Consider the following 18,098-nt stretch of genomic DNA (forward strand, 5'->3'; position numbering starts at 1 on the left):
CCCCCCTCCCCCCCCCCCCCCTCCCCCCCCCCCCCCCCCCCCCCCCCCCCCCCCCCCCCCCCCCCCCCCCCCCCCCCCCCCCCCCCCCCCCCCCCCCCCCCCCCCGGCAGGGGGGCGTACCGTCACGCGCGACGTGGCGGTGCGCCCCTCACCGTTGAGTGCCGCCACCTCGCACCCCGGGCGGTCCGGCGGCGTGCCGGTGCACGGGTGGCGTGGTGGGCGGTGCCCCCGGTCCGATCTCGCACCAGACCGCCTTGCCCTCGCCCCGCGGCTCGATGCCCCAGCGCGTGGAGACGGCGTCGAGCAGCAGCAGCCCCCGGCCCGATGTCGCGGTCTCGCCCGGTGACCGGCGGCGAGGCCAGGCGCTGGAGCGGTCCTGCACGGAGAGCCGCACCCGGCGAACCGGCTCGGGCAGCACCTCCAGGGTCAGGACGGCCCCGCCCTCCGTGTGGAGCAGCACGTTCACCAGCAGCTCCCCGGTCACCAGCTCGGCGTCGTCGGCCAGTTCCGCCATGTCCCAGTCGGTCAGGGCCTGGCGCACGATGGTCCGGGCCTCGGACAGGCCCTCCGGGTCCGCCTGGTGGATGTACTGGTGCAGCCTCGGTGCCCGGGGCGACCCCGGGTCCGGGCTGCGGCGCAGCACCAGCAGGGCGACGTCGTCACCGGAACCCCACCGCTCCCACAGCCGGTCCGACAGATGGTCGGCCAGCGCCTCGGCGCCCGCCGGGCCCGCGCTGACCTCGGTGATGAGGGTGCGCACTCCCGCGTCGATGTCGGCGCCCGGCTCCTCCACCAGCCCGTCCGTGTACAGCACCAGCGTCTCGCCCGGCACCAGGTCTAGCCGGGTCTCCGGGTACTCCTCGTCGCCGAAGTCGGTCGAGATGCCCAACGGGAGGCCGCCGCGCACCCGAGGGCTGCCGACCCGGCCGTCCATGTGCCGGATCAGCGGCCCGAAATGGCCGGCGCGCACGACACGGACGGTCCCGCTCCCCAGATCGACCTGGGCGTAGGCGCACGTCGCGAACCGGTCCGTGTCCAGCTCGGCGAGGAACCGCGAGGCGCGGGCCAGCACCGTCGAGGGCGGATGCCCCTCGGCGGCGTACGCGCGCAACGCGATCCGCAGCTGTCCCATGATCGCCGCCGCGTGCGTGTCGTGCCCCTGGACGTCACCCACCACGATCCCGAACCGCCCCTTGGGCAGGGCGATCACGTCGTACCAGTCACCGCCGACCTGGCGGCCGCTCCACGCCGCGTGGTACCGGACCGCGATCTCGCCGCCCTCGATGTCATGGATGCGGCGCGGCAGCATCGCGGCCTGCAGCCCGGTCGCGAACTCGCGTTCCTCGTCGAACAGCTTGGCCCGCTGGAGGGACTGGGCGACGATGGCGGCGAGCCCCCGGCAGAGATTGCGCTCATCGGCGGTGAAGGCGGTGCGTTGCCGGTAGAAGAGGGCCAGACCGCCGAGCGTCCTCGCCTGGGCGACGAGCGGCAGATAGGCCGCCGCCTGGAACCTCAGCCGGCCCACGTACGGCTCCAGCACCGGATAGCGCCGCGTCAGCGCCGCCAGCGAGCCGACGAAGCGGGGGCGCCCGCTGAGCACGGTGTCGGCCAGCGGAAACGTCGGGTCGAGGCGGCCCGGACTCAGGTCTTCCAGGACCTCCAGGGACTCACCGCTCAGCGCGATGACGTCGAGCGCCGCGTTGTCCAGCAGCCCGAGCGCCAGTCCGTCCGCACCCAGCCGCGCAAGCCCCCCGGGGCCGGTCAGGGCGGCGGTCACATCGTCCACCGTCACCGCACGCGACAAGGCGCTCGTTGTACGTTCAACGATGTCGGTATGGCGGCGCCGGCGTCTTTCCAGCTCCAGCACGAAGTCCGAATGGGTGACCTCGGCCGTCGCGTCCCGCACCAGACCGATCACCCGGCGCGCCTTCCCGTGCCCACCGCGCAGGATGCGCCCCTGGACGTGCGTCCACTGGTCCCGGCCGTCGGCGAGCGGAATCCGGAAGTGGACGCTGTACGAGCTGCCCTCGCCCTTCAGCGCCTCGTCCGTCGCCATGCCCACGCGAGCACGCTCCTCGGGGTCCAGCAGCTCCGCCAGGGACTCCGGGCGCGCGTCGAACGCGTCCGGGTCCAGACCGAGGACCAGCAGACCGGCCTCGTCCACGTCCAGAGTCCAGGTTTCGAGGTCCCACTCGAAACTGCCCGTCCGGTTCAGGGCGAGCCGCTCCGCCGTCCCGGTCTCGCCGGCCGGCGTCCTGCCCTCCGGCCGGCCGTCCGGTCCGGGGACGACCGGTGGCCGGTTCTCATCGGTCATTCCAGCTCCGGGGATCGTCCGGCGGGTCCGCCGTACGGCGTGCCTCAATTGTCCGGCCGGTCCGGCGCGCCTGCCACAGCGGAAACCACCCCGCACCGCCCCTCCCTCCGGGGCCCGCGCACAATGGCAGCGGAAGATCGTCCCCCGACCGGCGGACGGCACGGCACCCGGGCTGAGCGGAGCGCACGCATGAACCACGAGGACCCCGTCCTGCTGCACACCGAAGGACGCGTCCGCCACCTCACGCTCAACCGGCCCCGCGCCCTGAACGCGCTCAACCACGCCATGGTGCGGCTCATGGCCGGCGCCCTCGACGCGGCCGAGAGCGACGAGGCCGTCGTCGCCGTGCTGCTCACCGGCGCGGGGGAGCGCGGCCTGTGCGCGGGCGGCGACATCCGTGCCGTCCGCGACGACGCCCTGGCCGGGGGGAGCGCCTCGCTGGACTTCTGGCGGGACGAGTACCGGCTCAACGCACGGATCGCCCGCTTCCCCAAGCCGTACGTCGCTCTCATGGACGGCATCGTGATGGGCGGCGGAGTCGGAGTCTCCGCCCATGGCTCCGTCCGGATCGTCACGGAGCGCTCACGCATCGCCATGCCGGAGACCGGGATCGGGTTCGTCCCGGACGTCGGCGGAACCTACCTGCTGGGAGCCGCACCCGGGGAACTCGGCACGCACCTCGCGCTCACCGGGGAGCCCGTCGGCGCGGCCGACGCGCTGCTCTGCGGACTCGCCGACCACTTCGTGCCCGCCGACGGGCTCGCCGCCCTCGTCGCCGCCCTGGCCCGGTGCACGACCCCCGAGGCCGTCATTACGGCCGTCGAGGACCACGCCCGCCCCGCACCCGGCGGCGGGCTCGCCGCCCACCGGGCCTGGATCGACTCCTGCTACGCGGCGGACACGGTCGAGGAGATCGTCGACCGCCTCGCCGGCCACGGGGATCCGGCCGCCGAACAGGCCGCGGCGACCATCCTGGCCAAGGCGCCCACCTCGCTCAAGGTGACGCTCGAAGCCGTGCGCCGGGCGCGCCGCCTCGGCGGGCTCGAAGCGGTCCTCGACCAGGAGTACCGCGTCTCGACCGCCGCCTTCGCGGGCCCCGACCTGGTGGAGGGCGTCCGCGCCCAGATCGTGGACAAGGACCGCGACCCCAAGTGGAAACCCTCCGAGCTCGCCCAGGTCACCGCCGAGGACGTGGCCCGCCACTTCACGCCCCTCGGCGACCGCGAACTCGGCCTCGCACCACTTCCCGGGGCAGGCTGAGGCATCGGGCCCGCCCCTCCCCTCAGGTCAGTGGCCGCTGCCCGTCAGACTCGGCCGGAGCGAACCGACCAGCTCGAAGAACCGCGTCTCGTTGCCGGCGAACCCGGCGCGCCGGAGCGCCCCGTCCGCCTCCTCCATCGGCGAGGTGAGCAACGGCAGGTACAGCGGGGCGTCGTCCGGGTCGGAGAGGGCCGCCCGGGTGGCTTCCAGTAAACGGACGTACGCCTGCGCCGCCGCGAGTTCGTCCTTGTGCATCTCAGCATCTCCAGGTCAGAGGTGTCGGATCCCACCAGCATCCCCCATGGGTCTGACAACGCCGTCCGGCGAGCGGCACGGCACGGCGGCTATCGGCCGTCCGGCCGACCCGTCGGCGGCTCGACCTCCAGGAACCGGCGACCGCGCGGCCCCCGGTACAGCAGCGCGGTCCAGCCCAACTCCCGCAGCGCCGCGGCGCACCTGGTCAGCTCGCCCTCCTCCTCGTACGCCGCCCCGCTCCGGGCCGGCCCCAGCCACTCCACCCGTACGGTGTCCGGCGATGCCCCCGCCGTCACCCGGTAACCCTTCGCCGTACGCTCTCCTGACGGGCCGACGGCCGAGGCGGGGAGCCCCGCGGCCTCCAGGGCCAGGGCCACGGCCCGTACCGGGCGGTGCCGTTCCCATGGCGCGGGCACCGACTCCGGGTCGCCCGGGCCGCTGTTCGCCAGCCGCCTGATCTGCAGCAGCCCGGCCAGCGCCGACCGCACCGAAGCGGCGCGCACCTCGGCCTCCCCGGGGGCCGGCGGGCCGTCCCCGGTCGCCGGTTCGAACCCGCTCCCCGCCCCGTCGCGCATCCGCGTCGCCTCCGTTCCATCGCCGTACCGCACTCCCGCCAGTGTGCGCCGCCCCACCGACAACGGCGGACCGCACACCTAACCGATAGGCTCCGGTGCTGCTCACGAACACCGCGCCCCGAAGGATCCATCCCTGTGCCCGACACCGACCGGCCCTCCGGCACCGACCGCCAGGACGGAGACGGCCGTGACACTCTGCGCGCCGACTGCGGCAACTGCTTCGCCCTGTGCTGTGTCGCGCTGACGCTCACGCGCTCCGCCGACTTCGCCGTCAACAAGGCGGCGGGCACACCCTGTCGGAACCTCCGGGACGACTTCCGCTGCGGCGTCCACGCCCGGCTGCGCACCGAGGGCTTCCCCGGCTGCACCGTCTACGACTGCTTCGGGGCCGGTCAGAAGGTGTCCGTGGACATCTTCGGCGGCCGGGACTGGCGCGCCGCACCGGAGACCGCGCAGCAGATGTTCGAGGTCTTCCCGGTCGTCCGGCAACTCCACGAGCTGCTCTGGTACCTGACCGAGGCGGCCGCCCTCGCCCCCGCCCGCCCCCTGCGCGGCGAGATCCGGCGCACGCTCGAAGCGACCGAGGCCCTGACCCGCCTCGACGCCCCGGCCCTGGTGGAGCTCGACGTGGCCGCCCACCGGGGCGAGGTCGCCGTGCTCCTCGGACGCGTGAGCGAACTAGTGCGCGCCACGGCCCCCGGTCGCAAGCGGCGCAGCCACCGGGGCGGCGACCTCATGGGCGCCCGGCTCAGGAAGGCGGACCTGCGGGGCGCCGATCTGCGCGGCGCCTACCTCATCGCGGCGGACCTCGCCGGCGCGGACCTGCGCCTCGCGGACCTCATCGGCGCGGACTTCCGGGACGCGGACCTGTCGGGCGCCGACCTGACCGGGGCGCTGTTCCTGACGCAGGCGCAGGTGAACGCGGCCCGGGGGAGCGGCACCACCCGGCTCCCGTCGCCGCTCGGCCGCCCCGCGCACTGGACGGCGTGACCCGTCAGCCTTCCGGGGATTCCAGCGCCGCCTTGAGGCGTTCGAGCGTGGTGCGGATGTTGCGGCGCTGGAACACGGCGAAGGTGTGCCCCCGGGTGGCCACCCGGTCGAAGGCGCCGGCCACGACGTCCGGCCAGGCGCGGCGGTCGTCCGTCCAGGTCTCCGTGACCCGGGTGCCGCCCTCCACCGCCTCGAAGCGGTACTCCCACGTGGCGATCGGCCCGCGCAGCAACGGCCGCCGCGCACCGATCGCGTGGACCCGGAACGCGAACCGCCTGCCCGGATCGGCCGCCGTCACCGTGCACCGCGTCGTCCAGCTGACCGGGCCCCGCTTGTTGCGGCCGTCGAAGACCATGCCGACGTACGCCTCCCGGCGGTCCCCCCGCACCCGTGCGCCGAGGTTCTCCGGGCTCCAGCGGCCCATGGCCGTGGGGTCGCTCAGCCGGGCGTACACCTCCAGCGGTCCGGTGTGCACGACGATGCTGTCCGACACGGACATGGTGCGGGGCATGGAGCACTTCCGTTCCGCGGCCGGCTGCGGTCACGACCGGGCGTCGGACCGGCCGCACGGCCGACGGGCTCCCGCCCCCACACCTTACTGACCGGTCACATAGGATCAGGAAGCGGGGAGTGACGCATCCGGCAGCGGGGACGAGAACGCCCCACGGCCGTGGTTCGTTGCACAGACGTCGCATCCGGAACACGCCGGCGACCGACCGAGGAGCCCGCACATGCCCAGCCGTACCGATCCCAGCCGCACCGAGCCCGGCAGCGCAGACCGCACCCGGCTCGTCGAACGGCTGATGGAGCAGTTCCCGCACGTGCCGCGCGAGGCCGTCATCAAGGAAGACCTGCTGCGCGGCGGCGTCGCCTTCGACGAGTCCGCGCTCAGCGACAACGAGGGCGGTGACGTCAAGCCGAAGTCGTACTTCATCTTCTCCTTCGACCACGGGACCCTGCCCGAGCTGGGCGCGGCCGCCCTGCGCCGCCCGCCGGAGGAGATCGTGCTCACCGGCGGCCCCTACGAGCTGCGGCGCACCGTCGTCTCGGTGCGCGTCAACCCCGCGTCCCCGTACCGCGTCGCGGCGGACGCGGACGGGATGCTCGGGCTCTACCTCGACGGCAGGCGCATCTCCGACGTCGGCCTGCCCCCGATGCCAGACTACTACCGGCACACGCTGGCCAACGGGAAGTCCGTGATGGAGGTCGCCCCGACGATCCAGTGGGGCTACCTCGTCTACCTCACCGTCTTCCGCGTCTGCCAGTACTTCGGCGCGAAGGAGGAGTGCCAGTACTGCGACATCAACCACAACTGGCGCCAGCACAAGGCGGCGGGCCGCCCGTACACCGGGGTGAAGCCCGTCGAGGAGGTGCTGGAGGCGCTGGAGATCATCGACCGGTACGACACGGCGAAGACCTCCACCGCGTACACCCTCACCGGCGGCGCCATCACCTCGCACATCGGGGGCCGGGACGAGGCGGACTTCTACGGCCAGTACGCCAAGGCCATCGAGGAGCGTTTCCCGGGCCGCTGGATCGGGAAGGTCGTCGCCCAGGCCCTGCCCAAGGCCGACGTCCAGCGCTTCCACGACTACGGGGTGCAGATCTACCACCCCAACTACGAGGTGTGGGACCGGCGGCTGTTCGAGCTCTACTGCCCGGGCAAGGAGCGCTACGTCGGCCGTGACGAGTGGCACCGCCGCATCCTCGACTCCGCCGACGTCTTCGGCGCCCGCAACGTCATTCCCAACTTCGTGGCCGGTGTGGAGATGGCCGAGCCGTTCGGTTTCACCACGGTGAAGGAAGCCATCGACTCGACCACCGAGGGCCTGCGCTTCTTCATGTCGCACGGCATCACCCCGCGCTTCACCACCTGGTGCCCGGAGCCGACGACCCCGCTCGGCAGGACCAACCCGGACGGGGCGCCGCTGGAGTACCACATCCGGCTCCTGGAGTCGTACCGAGCGACGATGGAGGAGTTCGGGCTCAGCTCCCCTCCCGGCTACGGCCCGCCCGGAGCGGGGAACGCGGTGTTCTCCGTCAGCTCCTTCATGGACAGCCTGCCGGCCGCCCCCGACGCGGACTGAGCGGTTACGCCTCCGAGGCGAGCTCACGCACCACGCGGGCGAAACCCCGTACCAGCGGGGTGTCCGAGCCGTCCGCCCAGGCCAGGACCACGCGCAGCGGCTCGACGTCGGTGAGCGGAACCCAGGACAGGTCGGGGCGCGCGTAGTAGCGGGCCATGCTCTCGGGTGCGAAGCAGATCGCGGACCCCTGCGCCACCTGCTCCAGCATCTCCTCGACGTTGTCGTTGGTCGGCCCCCAGACCGGGGCCGACCCGTCGGGGCGCGGGTTGACGGCCCACCAGTCCACCCACTGCCGGGGAGCCCGCCGCGTCCAGAGCAGGGGTTCGTCCTTGACCTCCAGGATGGAGACGCCGGAGCGGGACGCCAGCGGGTGCCCCGTGGGCAGGCCGACGACGCGGGGCTCGGTGTGCACCGGTTCGTGGGTCAGCCCGGCGAGGTCGTTGGGCAGCCAGACGAACGCCACGTCCGCGAGGCCGTCCCGCAGCGCGTCGGCCTCCTGCCCCCAGTCGTAGCGCTTGGGTGCCACCCGCACCCCGGGATGGAGGCGGGCGAACTCCGCCCGCGCCCTGGTGGTCAGTTCGCCCGCTCCGCTCGCCTCGAAGCCCACCCGCAGCACCCCCGTCTCGCCCCGCGTGTGCCGCTCGGCCGCAGCGGTGACGCGCTCGGCCTGGCGCACGGTGAGTAGCGCCTCGGCGATCACATCGCGCCCCGCCGGGGTGGCCGAGACCCCGCCCGCGTGGCGGTCGAAGAGCTTCACCCCGAACTCCGTCTCCAGACTCCTGAGCGCGTACGAGAGCGCCGGCTGGCTGACGTAGAGCCTGCGGGCGGCCCGGCCCAGGTTCTCCTCCTCGGCTATCACCGTGAGGTAGTGCAGCTGACGCAGTTCCATGGCGTGATCATAAGTCGTCTTTATGGCTCCGGAGAATCCATGTCTTGGACCGTTCCCGGGCGCGGGTGACATAAATGGATCACCGCAACACGCCCACGAAAAAACGGAGTTGGACATGAACACCGCGCCCGCCACCCCCGCCCGCGACAACGCCCGTGGCCGCGTCTGGCTGATCACCGGCGCCTCCTCGGGCTTCGGCCGGTCCATCGCCGAGGCCGCCCTCGCCGCAGGCGACACCGTCGTCGCCACGGCCCGCCGCCCCGAGGCACTCGACGCCCTCGTCGCCGCACACCCGGACCGCGCGGTCGCCGTCCAGCTCGACGTCACCGACACCGCCCGCATCGCCGACGTGGTCGCCGACACCGTGCTCTGGTACGGGCGGATCGACGTGCTGGTGAACAACGCGGGCATGGGGCTCGTCGGCGCGGTGGAGGAGACCAGTGACCGCGAGCTGCGCGATCTCATGGACCTCCACTTCTTCGGCCCCGCGGCCCTGGTCCGGGCCGTGCTGCCGCACATGCGCCGCAACGGTTCGGGCGCCGTGGTCCAGATGAGCAGCATGGGCGGCCGGTTCACCTTCCCCGGAGTCGGCGGCTACTCGGCGACGAAGTTCGCCCTGGAGGGCCTGTCCGAGGCGCTGGCCGCCGAGGTGGCCCCGCACGGCATCAAGGTCCTCATCGTCGAACCCGGCTCCTTCCGCACCGGATTCGCCGGCGGCGGCGCCTTGCGCCAGTCCGCTCCGCTGGACGCCTACGCGGACTCCGTCGGCCCGGTCCGCAGCGGCCTGCCCGACTCCGACGGCAAGCAGGAAGGCGACCCCGCCAAGGCCGCCGCGGCCATCCTGACCGCGCTGGACGCCGAGGACACCCCGCTGCGGCTGCCGCTCGGCAACGACGCGACGGACGCCGTACTCGGCGCGCTCGACGCCTCCCGCGCCGAAGTGCTCGCCTGGGAGAAGGTCGGCCGTTCCACCGGATTCGACGCCTGACGGCCGGCGGGCGTGTGCCCATCAGCGCGTGTGTGCCGGAGCGTGCGCCCCGGCACACACGCGCATTCGTGCCTCGGGTGAGGGTGGGAGGCGGGCGATCAGGGAAAGTAAGCGGAACAGAGCACCCCGATTGTAAAGGCGGCGCCCATGCTGCACGGTGTCGATGTCAGCGCCCACCAGTCCTCGTTCGACACGGACGGAGTGGACTTCGTCCTCATCAAGGCCACCGAGGGCCGTTCGTACGTCAATCCACGCCTGACCGACCAGACGAAACAGGCCCGCGACGCCGAATGCGTCGTCGGCTTCTACCACTTCCTGTGGCCCGGAAACATCGCGGCGCAGGCCGAGTACTTCCTGAGCAAGGCGCCCGAGAAGGCCGGTGATCTGCTCGCCGTCGACTGGGAGCAGAACGGCGAGGGCACCCGCGCCAGCAACGCCGAGAAGGACCGATTCATCCGCGAGGTCAAACGCCTGCGGCCGCACCATCGCGTCCTGCTGTACTGCAACCGCTACTTCTGGCTGCACCACGACACCACGTCGTACGCCGGCGACGGACTCTGGATCGCCGACTACGTGAAGGCGGGCAAGCCGCGCATCAAGGCCTCCTGGCGCATCCACCAGTACACCGACCGGCCGCTCGACAAGGACGTCGCCGACTTCTCCTCCCGCTCCGCCATGCGCGACTGGGCGCGGAAGTGATGCCGGCGGACACCGGTCAGTAGGACTGAAGCTCCACGAGATGCCCCTCGGGATCACGTACATGGGCGGTACGCAGCCCCGGCCCCCACTCCGGGCGGTCGCACGCGGGTGCGGTCAATTCGGCGCCGTGGCCGAGGCAGAGGGCCAGCCCCGCATCGACGTCGGCCACACGCAGGACGAACATCGACCGGTCCTGGACGGGGGGCGGCTCGGCGGGCAGGTGCTTCGTACCGGCCACCGCCGCCATCGCGCTCCGGTCGAACAGCACCAGCACACCCTGGCCCTCGACGTCCCAGTGGGCGTACGGCCCCGAGGCGTGGCCACTGGCCCGTACGGCACCGATCAGCTCCGGCAGTACGGCGTCGTAGAAGCGGAAGCAGTCGGCGAACCGGTCGACCAGCAGGCGGGGATGCAGCGCGTCCACGGATTCTCCTTCAGTAGGTGCACACCCATCATTGGGTCGGCCCTACGATATACCTGATGAACGAAACCCCTCCCAGTCTTCTGGGCCTCACGACCTACCTCATGTCCAAGACCGGCAAGGCGGCGCGCGGCAGGCTCGCGGACCGGCTGGCCGAACGCGGCCTGAGGCTCTGGCACATGGCGGTGCTCGCCGCGCTGGCCGACTTCGGTCCTCATGCGCAGCGCGAACTCGCCGCGCGGCTCACGATCGACCGGAGCGACGTCGTGAAGATCGTGGACGGGCTCGGTGCGTCCGGACTGGTGGAGCGGGCCCGTGACACCGCCGACCGGCGTCGCGTCACGGTCACCCTCACACCGGCCGGCCGGGCCCTGCTGGAAAGCCTCAAGTCCGAGGCGCTGGCCGTGCAGGACGATGTCCTCGCGCCCCTGGCAGACCATGAACGCGCCCAGTTGGCCGCCCTGTTGCTCCGCGTCCATGAGGGGGCACGGGAGAACGGACCGGTACGGCCAGGTCGCTGACCCGATCGGGGTGCCGGGTGCGGCAGAATTCCCCGGTGACCACACCCGCGGCCCAGCCGCCTCGTGACCGCGCGCTCGGGCGCGGCATCACCACCCTCATCCCGCAGGCCGCGCGGACCACACCCGCCGAACAGGCGGCGGCCGTACTGACCGCCATGCGGTCCGTTCCGGTGCGCGTCGGCGTACTCCAGGCGGCGGTCGTGCTGCTGGAGGAACGGGTGCGGGCCACGGAGGACGACGCGGAGCGGGCCGCGGCGGCGACCACCGTGGCCATGCTCCGCAGCGCCATCGGACAGGCCGGCTGACCGATGGCGTGATCAATTCCGTCGAATTCCCCTCGCGTCGACGCGGGGAGTGAGCCATCCTGATCATCGCTTCCGGCCAGGGGGCGGTGATCGAGGGGCAGGCGGGACGCGTTGGCGAACAGTGGTGTGTACGAGACGGCAAGCGGTCGGGTGCGCGGACGTATACCGCACAACGACGTCGTGGCCGTCCTCGGAATCCCTTACGCCGAGCCGCCGTTCGGCGACAACCGCTTCCGGGCCCCCCGCCCGCGCGCCCCGTGGCCCGGTGTCCGCGACTGCACGGGGTTCGGGCCCGTCGCGCCCCAGTCCGCCGAGCTGCCCGGCGCCCCCACCTGGTCACCCGGCGACGAGGACGTCCTGAGCCTCAACATCTGGACGCCCGCCAGGGCAGCGGGCCCGCTGCCCGTACTGGTCTGGATCCACGGCGGCGCCTACACCTTCGGATCGAGCGCGCAACCGGACTTCGACGGTACGGTGCTGGCCGGCACCGGCCTCGTCGTCGTCACCCTGAACTACCGCGTCGGCTTCGAGGGTTTCGGTCATGTCCCGGACGACGGCTGCCCGCCCAACCGGGGCCTGCTCGACCAGATTGCCGCGCTCGAATGGGTCCGCGACAACATCGCCGCGTTCGGGGGAGCCCCGGACGACGTCACCCTGGCCGGACAGTCGGCCGGAGCGACGTCCGCGGTCTGCCTGATGGTGATGGACCGCGCCCAGGGGCTCTTCCGGCGGGTGATCGCGCACAGCGCGGTCGGCCCCGTCTTCGCCCCGGAGCTCGCCGAGCAGGTCGCCGCGCGCGTGGCCGCCGCTGCGGGGAGACCCGCGACCGAAGCCGCCCCGCACGAGCTGCTCGCAGCTTCGGAGAGAGTCGTCGGGGACCACCGTGAGGACGCCGGCTCCGGGCAGCTGCACTGGGACCCGGTCATCTACGGCCCGGCCGCCGACGGGCACCTCCTGCGCGACGACCCGATGGCCCTCCTCGCCTCCGGGGCCGCCCGGGACGTCGGCCTGCTCGTCTGCCACACGACCGAGGAGTACTGGCTGATGGACGCCGTCGGCAGCAGCGTCCCGGTCCCCACGGACGAGCGGCTGCACCGCTTCGCCGCCGACTTCGGCCTGCCGCCCGGGCTCGTCGACGGATACCGTGCGCTCATGCCGGGCGCCGGGCCCCACGACGTCCACCTCGCCGTGTACGGGGACCTGATGTTCGGCGAGTACAGCACCCGGCTCGCCGAGGCCCACGCGGCGGCGGGCGGCCGCGCACACCTCTCCCGGTTCGACCGCAGGGGCGGCGGAGTGCGCGCCTGGCACTGCGCCGACGTGCTCTTCGCCTTCGGCAACGTGGACGACGAGCGCACCCGGTTCCTCATCGGCGGCGCCGCGCCAACGCCCGAGGACCGGGCCCTCGCGGACCGGATGACCTCGGCCTGGGCCGGGTTCGCCGCCACCGGCGACCCGGGCTGGGAGCCCGGCACCGGACACGTCAGGGTGTGGGGGACGCCGGACCGTGCGGCGGCTTCCGGACACTGGCGGGACAGCGACGCGGTCCGGGCGCTGTGGGACACGTACACCTACCGGCCCGCCCGCTCCTGACGCGGCGCCGGCCGCGGCGGGGCGCATCGGGGGCGGTCGCAGCGGCTCCCGGCCACCCCGACGGGCGGGCCTGCTGCTTCATCTGATGTGACGGTAGGGCCGGGATGCGTGCGGGGGATGAGTGCGGCTACCCAGCGGGCAGCCCGTACGGTCAGCTCTGTCATTGGCATGGACCTGCTAACGACTTCTCCGCTACAGTCCGGAACGGCACACTCTGAGAGCGCTCTCACGGAGGGCGCCCCGGACGCCTGCTGTTCCTCCCCCACTGAGCCGGAACAACAGAAGGGCCAAGACCTTGAGACGCTCCACAGCCTTGAGGACCGCACTCTCCGCCGTACTCCTCCTCGGAGCCTGGGCGGGCGCGGGCTTCCCCTCGGCCTCCGCCGCCGACACGCCCGCCCCCGCCCCCGCATCCGACGGCCTGCTCACCGCCATGCAGCGCGACCTCGGCCTGACGGCAAGCCAGGCAAAGGTGCGGATCTCCCAGGAGAAGACCGCCACCGCGCTCCAGCCCAAGGCGCGCCACGCCGCGGGTCCGGCGTACGGCGGCTCCTGGTTCGACCCCGCGACCGGTGGTCTCACCGTCGCCGTCACCGACGCCGCGCAGGCGGACGCCGTTCGGGCCACGGGTGCCGCCGTGCGGATGGTGACCCACACGGAGAAGCGCCTCGACTCGGTCAAGGCGAAGCTGGACAAGCTGGACGCCCCGCAGGGTGTCAGCAGCTGGCACGTCGACCCCCGCACCAACTCGGTCGTGGTGGACGTCGTCGCCTCGCAGCGCTCTGACAACGATGTCCGGGCATTCGTGCGGAAGGCGAGGGCGGCCGGGCCGGTCACCGTCGAGCAGACCGCCGAAGCACCGCGCACCTTCTCGGCCGGGACCGTGGGCGGCGACCCGTACTACACGGGCAACGTACGGTGCTCCATCGGCTTCTCCGTCTACGGCGGCTTCGTCACGGCAGGCCACTGCGGCCGGGCGGGGGCCGGGGTCAGCGGCTGGGACGGCTCCTTCATAGGCAACTTCCAGGGCTCGTCGTTCCCCGGCGACGACTACGCGTGGGTCAGCGTGGGCAGCGGCTGGTGGACGGTTCCCGTCGTCCTCGGCTGGGGCACCGTCTCCGACCAACTGGTCCGGGGCTCCAACGTGGCCCCGATCGGCGCCTCGATCTGCCGCTCCGGCTCCACCTCGCACTGGCACTGCGGCAATGTGCTCGCCACCAACGACACGGTCAACTACGCCCAGGGCGCGGTCTACCAGATGACCAAGACCAGCGTCTGCGCGGAGGGCGGTGACTCCGGCGGCTCCTTCATCAGCGGCGACCAGGCGCAGGGTGTCACCTCGGGTGGCTGGGGCAACTGCAGCTCCGGCGGCGAGACCTGGCACCAGCCCATCAACGAGATCCTGAACCGGTACGGGCTGACGCTCCACACCGCCTGACCGCGGTACGCGGAACCCGGGGCCCGGCCGAGCGGGACGGCGGGCCCCGGTACGCGTGCGTATCCGGCCGTCAGGCGAGCCGGAGGTCGATGAACGGCACCGTATCGCCCGGCAGGACGTACCGCTCGGTCTCCACGAAACCGTTCCGCAAGGCGAACCGCAGACCCTCGGGGTTGGACGCCAGGACACACGTCTCGATGACCTCGGCGCCGAGTCCCCGGGCCAGCTCCAGCGCGTGCGCGTACAGTTGCCCGCCGAACCCCTGGCCCCGGTGCTCAAGCAGGATGCGGGCGATCACGGTCCCCGCCGGGTTGTCCGCACTCGGCGGCCGCACGGTGGAACACCCCACCAAGGCGTCTCCCGCGTACGCGACGTACAGCCGGTTGCGCCCCGCGCGTTCCGTCACCTCCGTGAACGACAGGGCGGCCGTCGGAACGATGGCGTTGTGGACCAACTGCCAGTCCAGGAGCGAGGCGTCGCCGATCACGGATTCGATACGAAGATCGGTCATGGCGGTCAGGGAACCGGTCGCGGGGCCATGTGTCAACCCGCGCCCGCGCGGCCGCACCCAGGACGGCATCGGCTACCGGAGGCTCCCGCAGCCGGATGCGTGACCAGGCAGGACAGGGCGGGCCGACCGGATTCGAACCGGCGTGCTCCTACATGTCGTGGAGGCGCGACGACCTCTGCGCTACGGCCCACCCCGCGGTCAGCCTACCTGCCGCGCGGCCCCGGGACTCAGGCCCTGTCACATCCCGCGCTGCCCGCACACCTTGCCTCCCGGCCCCCGCCCCGGCCGCTCAGGCGGTCCAGGTCCCGCGCAGCGCGGCCGTGGCGAAGCCCGGTCCGTACGCGACGGTGATCCCGTCGGCGCCGGCCGACGGCGGTTCGGCGTGGGTGCGTTCGAGGATGCGGAGCACGGAGACACCGCCGAGGTTGCCCTCGTCGGCGAGGGTGGCGGTCGAGTGCCGGGTGTCGTGGGCGTCGAGGCCGAGCGCCGTCGCGGTGTCGCTGATGATGCGCGCGCTGCCGGGGTGGATGACCCCGAAGTCCACGGAGGACCGGCCGAGCCAGTCCAGCAGACCGGGCAGCACGTCGTCCGCCGCGCTCAGCGCCTCCTTCGTGCTGTCGAAGTGGAACCCGGCCGGATCGACGCGGCCGGCGTACCGGGTGAGGCTGTCCGGCAGGACGTGCTCGTAGGTGTCGGCCGGGGATCCCACGCGGAAACCGGGGCCCAGGGGGGCATCGGTGACGAGAGTGGCCGCAGCGCTGTCCCCGAACAGGACCTTGTAGATCATGTGCTCGACGGCGTCGTCTTGGTGGTTGTACACGGCGGAGATGACCTCGGCGGCGACCACCAGAACGGTCGCCCCCGGTCTCGCGGCCACCAGGTCGACGGCCCGGATCAGCGCCTGGGTGCCGCCCGCGCAGGCCAGCGTCGTCAGGGCGATCCGGCGGACGTCCGGCCGCAGACCCAGGCGGTCGATGAGGTGGATGTCCATGTTCGGGACGGACCAGCCGGTCGAATGCGTCGTGATGACGGCGTCCACATCACCCGGCTCCAGCCCGTACGCCAGGAGCACCCCTCGTGCCGCCTGCTCCGCCATCTCCAGCGCGTCGGCGAACGCCGCCGCCCCCCGGGCCGCGACACCGGCGTCCCCCGACACCGTCGGCGCCGCCAGCGGCCGGGTGAAGTACCTGGTGCGCACCCCGGTGTTGGCCACGATGCGGAGGATCGCGGCGAGCCGCGGGTGGTCCGGATGGTGGGCGCGGATATCGTCCGCGATCTCCCCGGTGGTCACTTTGTGGGCGGGGAACACGGTGGTGGGGCGGGCTATGTAGGCAGGCACGACATCCTCCGGCGGGCACGGTGCGGCGGCGATGTGGGGGTGGGCACAACCTAAGCCACAAACGGCCGTGCCGCCCTGATCACAACACCGCGGAACGCCGGAGGGAAGTGTTCACGGCGCGCGCAGGACCGGAACGCGAGTATGCGCCCGCCGGGCGCCCGCGTGGAAGACCAGAACGATCATGCGCGCGCCGGGGGCCGCCATGGGCTGCGCCGCGCACATCGTCACCCACCCCGGACCGTCGACAGCGTGGCGGATGGGCCGTTCGTCGCCGTCGGGATGGATGTGCGCGCCGCCCGACTCCCAGATCGGCGCACACTCCGGGTCGGCCAGCACGTCCTTCTCCAGCCGGCGGAGCACCTCGTCGTCGGGCCGGCTGGCGAGCGCGGCGCGCAGCTGCGGCACGACCAGCGGGGCCCAGGCGGTGTCCCAGTCGATGAGCATCTCGCGGCCCTGCGGTTCGAGGAGCATCCACCGCATGGTGTTCGTGGGCACGCCCCCGGCGGGGAACAGCCGCGCGAACCCGTCGTTGTGCGCGATGAGCTCCCAGGAGGCGTCGGTGATGTACGCGGGGTGCGTCATCCCGTCGATGGCCTCCTGCCACACCCCCGGCACCTCCTTGCCCGAGCGGGCGGTGAGCGGACCCGGTGGGTCGCCTATCCCGGCGTACCGGCACAGTGACACCCACTCCTGCTCGTTGAGGGCGAAGAGCATCGCGACATCACGGAGGAAGCCGGTGTCCGGCCTCGGCCAGGCGCCGGACTCCAGCCGGCGGTAGGTGCCGGGCGTGCGGTGCAGCAACTGGTCGACCTGGTGCTGGGACAGCCCGGGAGCGCGGCGCCCCTGGCGGGACGAACGGTGGAAACCGTGTCCGGTGGGGTCGATCAGTGCACGTCGGACTCTGAGCAGTGTCCGCAGTGCCGTCTTGTCGGTGTTGGTCATGCGATCAAATCCCCCGCGTATGGGCCCGGTTGCGCGGGCGTGAGCCTAATTGGCGCGACGTGGCTTAGCGCTAAAAACTGGACGTAGAAAACAGTCTGTTTACCTTCCATGCTGGACCGCGTGAGGCAGTGGACCGCGGCTCTTCGGGGCGGTGGGCCCGCGCCTGACGTGCGGTCTTCCTGCTGTCCTCTCCTGGCAATGTTCGCAGCCGGAATTCCGCGCCCGTTCAGAACGGTGGCGGGAAGGGCTTGACCAGCAGACCGTATTTCGCCCCTGATGGGGCGGACTGTCCGGCACGGTCCGCTGATCTGGCTCTTTCCGTCACCCACCTCGGTCTCCCGGGCCGAGGCGGGGCGGTACTCGGTGCGGTCGGCAGCCCCCCTGCCGGCCGCACCATTTTCATCCCGGCGGGCACTGCTCCATCCGGAGCCGGACGGTCCCCCCGCGGTGCTCCGGTACGGTGACGCCGCCGCGGACGTCTCAACAACCACCGGCGCCGGGTGTATACGGCCCCATCAGCGGCTTTCCCCGGCATCCGGTGCGACGCGAAGTCGTTGCTCTCTGGTGGAGAGGGGCTTCGCCATGTAGCGTCACTGCCGGAAGTCGTGGTTCGCCGAAACCGCCCGTGCTCCGGCGCGGGCGCCTTGCTGTGCAGGGGGCGGGCCAGGACACCACTGGGACCGCGTGGTGCGGCTCCCGATATCGACTGAGAGGCACCGGCATGGCCAGCGGAACCGTCAAGTGGTTCAACGCCGAAAAGGGTTTCGGCTTCATCCAGCAGGACGGCGGCGGGCCGGACGTCTTCGCTCACTACTCGAACATCAACGCCACCGGCTTCCGTGAGCTCCAGGAGGGCCAGGCGGTGACCTTCGACATCACGCAGGGCCAGAAGGGCCCGCAGGCGGAGAACATCACGGCCGCCTGACGCCGCGGTACCACCGTCCGGCCCCCGGGGAGCACGCTCCCCGGGG

At 72.5% G+C, this 18,098-nt stretch carries 19 protein-coding genes and 1 tRNA gene; 10 read left to right on the top strand and 10 right to left on the bottom strand.

The genetic code is table 11. The features are described from left to right. Window positions 1-148 precede the first annotated feature (148 nt). Entirely contained in the window at window positions 149-2,314 is a 2,166-nt protein-coding gene (locus ACN6LM_RS10470) for a SpoIIE family protein phosphatase (RefSeq protein WP_445065038.1), read from the bottom strand. A 189-nt stretch (window positions 2,315-2,503) separates the two neighbouring features. Between ACN6LM_RS10470 and ACN6LM_RS10475 the strand changes: the two genes are divergently transcribed. Then, the gene (locus ACN6LM_RS10475; RefSeq protein ID WP_445065039.1) at window positions 2,504-3,574 is read left to right on the top strand and encodes an enoyl-CoA hydratase/isomerase family protein; all 1,071 of its coding nucleotides are present in this window, start codon (window positions 2,504-2,506) and stop codon (window positions 3,572-3,574) included. Window positions 3,575-3,601: 27 nt separating this feature from the next. Here ACN6LM_RS10475 and ACN6LM_RS10480 read toward each other — a convergent pair whose 3' ends face one another. Next, window positions 3,602-3,829 (bottom strand): hypothetical protein, encoded by a 228-nt coding sequence (locus ACN6LM_RS10480; RefSeq protein ID WP_445065040.1) that lies wholly within the window; start codon window positions 3,827-3,829, stop codon window positions 3,602-3,604. 89 nt (window positions 3,830-3,918) lie between these two features. Next, entirely contained in the window at window positions 3,919-4,404 is a 486-nt protein-coding gene (locus tag ACN6LM_RS10485; RefSeq protein WP_445065059.1) for a hypothetical protein, read from the bottom strand. Between the two features lie 135 nt (window positions 4,405-4,539). Between ACN6LM_RS10485 and ACN6LM_RS10490 the strand changes: the two genes are divergently transcribed. Next, complete coding sequence (locus tag ACN6LM_RS10490) at window positions 4,540-5,394, top strand: pentapeptide repeat-containing protein (protein ID WP_445065041.1); 855 nt, start codon at window positions 4,540-4,542, stop codon at window positions 5,392-5,394. Between the two features lie 4 nt (window positions 5,395-5,398). Here the strand turns inward: ACN6LM_RS10490 and ACN6LM_RS10495 are convergent, their stop codons facing one another. Continuing rightward, entirely contained in the window at window positions 5,399-5,905 is a 507-nt protein-coding gene (locus tag ACN6LM_RS10495) for an SRPBCC family protein (RefSeq protein WP_445065042.1), read from the bottom strand. A gap of 220 nt (window positions 5,906-6,125) precedes the next feature. Between ACN6LM_RS10495 and ACN6LM_RS10500 the strand changes: the two genes are divergently transcribed. Next, on the top strand, window positions 6,126-7,481 hold the full coding sequence (locus ACN6LM_RS10500) for a radical SAM protein (protein WP_445065044.1): 1,356 nt from the start codon (window positions 6,126-6,128) through the stop codon (window positions 7,479-7,481). 4 nt (window positions 7,482-7,485) lie between these two features. Here ACN6LM_RS10500 and ACN6LM_RS10505 read toward each other — a convergent pair whose 3' ends face one another. Next, complete coding sequence (locus ACN6LM_RS10505; protein ID WP_445065045.1) at window positions 7,486-8,370, bottom strand: LysR family transcriptional regulator; 885 nt, start codon at window positions 8,368-8,370, stop codon at window positions 7,486-7,488. A gap of 115 nt (window positions 8,371-8,485) precedes the next feature. Between ACN6LM_RS10505 and ACN6LM_RS10510 the strand changes: the two genes are divergently transcribed. Both ACN6LM_RS10510 and ACN6LM_RS10515 read left to right on the top strand, forming a co-directional pair. After that, window positions 8,486-9,358 carry an oxidoreductase gene (locus tag ACN6LM_RS10510; RefSeq protein ID WP_445065046.1) on the top strand — a complete coding sequence of 291 codons (873 nt, stop codon included), beginning with the start codon at window positions 8,486-8,488 and terminating at the stop codon, window positions 9,356-9,358. A 147-nt stretch (window positions 9,359-9,505) separates the two neighbouring features. Beyond that, on the top strand, window positions 9,506-10,057 hold the full coding sequence (locus tag ACN6LM_RS10515; protein WP_445065047.1) for a glycoside hydrolase family 25 protein: 552 nt from the start codon (window positions 9,506-9,508) through the stop codon (window positions 10,055-10,057). 16 nt (window positions 10,058-10,073) lie between these two features. On the opposite strand, the gene ACN6LM_RS10520 is transcribed toward ACN6LM_RS10515, so the two are convergent. After that, a complete protein-coding gene (locus tag ACN6LM_RS10520) occupies window positions 10,074-10,481 on the bottom strand; it encodes a VOC family protein (protein WP_445065048.1) in 408 nt (135 codons plus the stop codon). Between the two features lie 56 nt (window positions 10,482-10,537). On the opposite strand from ACN6LM_RS10520, the gene ACN6LM_RS10525 reads away from it, so the two are divergent. The 4 genes from ACN6LM_RS10525 (at window position 10,538) to ACN6LM_RS10540 (ending at window position 14,335) form a co-directional block, all read left to right on the top strand. Further along, complete coding sequence (locus ACN6LM_RS10525; RefSeq protein ID WP_445065049.1) at window positions 10,538-10,999, top strand: MarR family winged helix-turn-helix transcriptional regulator; 462 nt, start codon at window positions 10,538-10,540, stop codon at window positions 10,997-10,999. Between the two features lie 35 nt (window positions 11,000-11,034). Next, window positions 11,035-11,304: a hypothetical protein gene (locus ACN6LM_RS10530; RefSeq protein ID WP_445065050.1), complete on the top strand. Its 270-nt coding sequence runs from the start codon at window positions 11,035-11,037 to the stop codon at window positions 11,302-11,304. A gap of 111 nt (window positions 11,305-11,415) precedes the next feature. Next, complete coding sequence (locus tag ACN6LM_RS10535) at window positions 11,416-12,897, top strand: carboxylesterase/lipase family protein (RefSeq protein ID WP_445065051.1); 1,482 nt, start codon at window positions 11,416-11,418, stop codon at window positions 12,895-12,897. Between the two features lie 295 nt (window positions 12,898-13,192). After that, entirely contained in the window at window positions 13,193-14,335 is a 1,143-nt protein-coding gene (locus ACN6LM_RS10540; protein ID WP_445065052.1) for a S1 family peptidase, read from the top strand. Between the two features lie 70 nt (window positions 14,336-14,405). On the opposite strand, the gene ACN6LM_RS10545 is transcribed toward ACN6LM_RS10540, so the two are convergent. The 4 genes from ACN6LM_RS10545 to ACN6LM_RS10560 form a co-directional block, all read right to left on the bottom strand. Then, window positions 14,406-14,846: a GNAT family N-acetyltransferase gene (locus ACN6LM_RS10545; RefSeq protein ID WP_445065053.1), complete on the bottom strand. Its 441-nt coding sequence runs from the start codon at window positions 14,844-14,846 to the stop codon at window positions 14,406-14,408. 117 nt (window positions 14,847-14,963) lie between these two features. Beyond that, window positions 14,964-15,036: transfer RNA gene (locus tag ACN6LM_RS10550), tRNA-Ser, on the bottom strand. A 99-nt stretch (window positions 15,037-15,135) separates the two neighbouring features. Beyond that, entirely contained in the window at window positions 15,136-16,185 is a 1,050-nt protein-coding gene (locus tag ACN6LM_RS10555) for a PhlD (protein ID WP_445065054.1), read from the bottom strand. Between the two features lie 111 nt (window positions 16,186-16,296). Beyond that, window positions 16,297-17,127: a helix-turn-helix transcriptional regulator gene (locus ACN6LM_RS10560; protein WP_164398410.1), complete on the bottom strand. Its 831-nt coding sequence runs from the start codon at window positions 17,125-17,127 to the stop codon at window positions 16,297-16,299. Between the two features lie 721 nt (window positions 17,128-17,848). Between ACN6LM_RS10560 and ACN6LM_RS10565 the strand changes: the two genes are divergently transcribed. Continuing rightward, window positions 17,849-18,052: a cold-shock protein gene (locus tag ACN6LM_RS10565; RefSeq protein ID WP_018552900.1), complete on the top strand. Its 204-nt coding sequence runs from the start codon at window positions 17,849-17,851 to the stop codon at window positions 18,050-18,052. Window positions 18,053-18,098: the final 46 nt, after the last annotated feature.

This window comes from Streptomyces sp. SAS_281 (assembly GCF_052542855.1).

Excerpts from the sequence above, each read along its gene's own strand:
- ACN6LM_RS10560 (WP_164398410.1), bottom strand. The coding sequence starts at position 17,127 with ATGACCAACACCGACAAGACGGCACTGCGGACACTGCTCAGAGTCCGA.
- ACN6LM_RS10525 (WP_445065049.1), top strand. The coding sequence starts at position 10,538 with ATGAACGAAACCCCTCCCAGTCTTCTGGGCCTCACGACCTACCTCATG.
- ACN6LM_RS10545 (WP_445065053.1), bottom strand. The coding sequence starts at position 14,846 with ATGACCGATCTTCGTATCGAATCCGTGATCGGCGACGCCTCGCTCCTG.
- ACN6LM_RS10505 (WP_445065045.1), bottom strand. The coding sequence starts at position 8,370 with ATGGAACTGCGTCAGCTGCACTACCTCACGGTGATAGCCGAGGAGGAG.
- ACN6LM_RS10470 (WP_445065038.1), bottom strand. The coding sequence starts at position 2,314 with ATGACCGATGAGAACCGGCCACCGGTCGTCCCCGGACCGGACGGCCGG.
- ACN6LM_RS10565 (WP_018552900.1), top strand. The coding sequence starts at position 17,849 with ATGGCCAGCGGAACCGTCAAGTGGTTCAACGCCGAAAAGGGTTTCGGC.
- ACN6LM_RS10475 (WP_445065039.1), top strand. The coding sequence starts at position 2,504 with ATGAACCACGAGGACCCCGTCCTGCTGCACACCGAAGGACGCGTCCGC.
- ACN6LM_RS10515 (WP_445065047.1), top strand. The coding sequence starts at position 9,506 with ATGCTGCACGGTGTCGATGTCAGCGCCCACCAGTCCTCGTTCGACACG.
- ACN6LM_RS10495 (WP_445065042.1), bottom strand. The coding sequence starts at position 5,905 with ATGCCCCGCACCATGTCCGTGTCGGACAGCATCGTCGTGCACACCGGA.
- ACN6LM_RS10510 (WP_445065046.1), top strand. The coding sequence starts at position 8,486 with ATGAACACCGCGCCCGCCACCCCCGCCCGCGACAACGCCCGTGGCCGC.
- ACN6LM_RS10485 (WP_445065059.1), bottom strand. The coding sequence starts at position 4,404 with ATGCGCGACGGGGCGGGGAGCGGGTTCGAACCGGCGACCGGGGACGGC.
- ACN6LM_RS10480 (WP_445065040.1), bottom strand. The coding sequence starts at position 3,829 with ATGCACAAGGACGAACTCGCGGCGGCGCAGGCGTACGTCCGTTTACTG.
- ACN6LM_RS10500 (WP_445065044.1), top strand. The coding sequence starts at position 6,126 with ATGCCCAGCCGTACCGATCCCAGCCGCACCGAGCCCGGCAGCGCAGAC.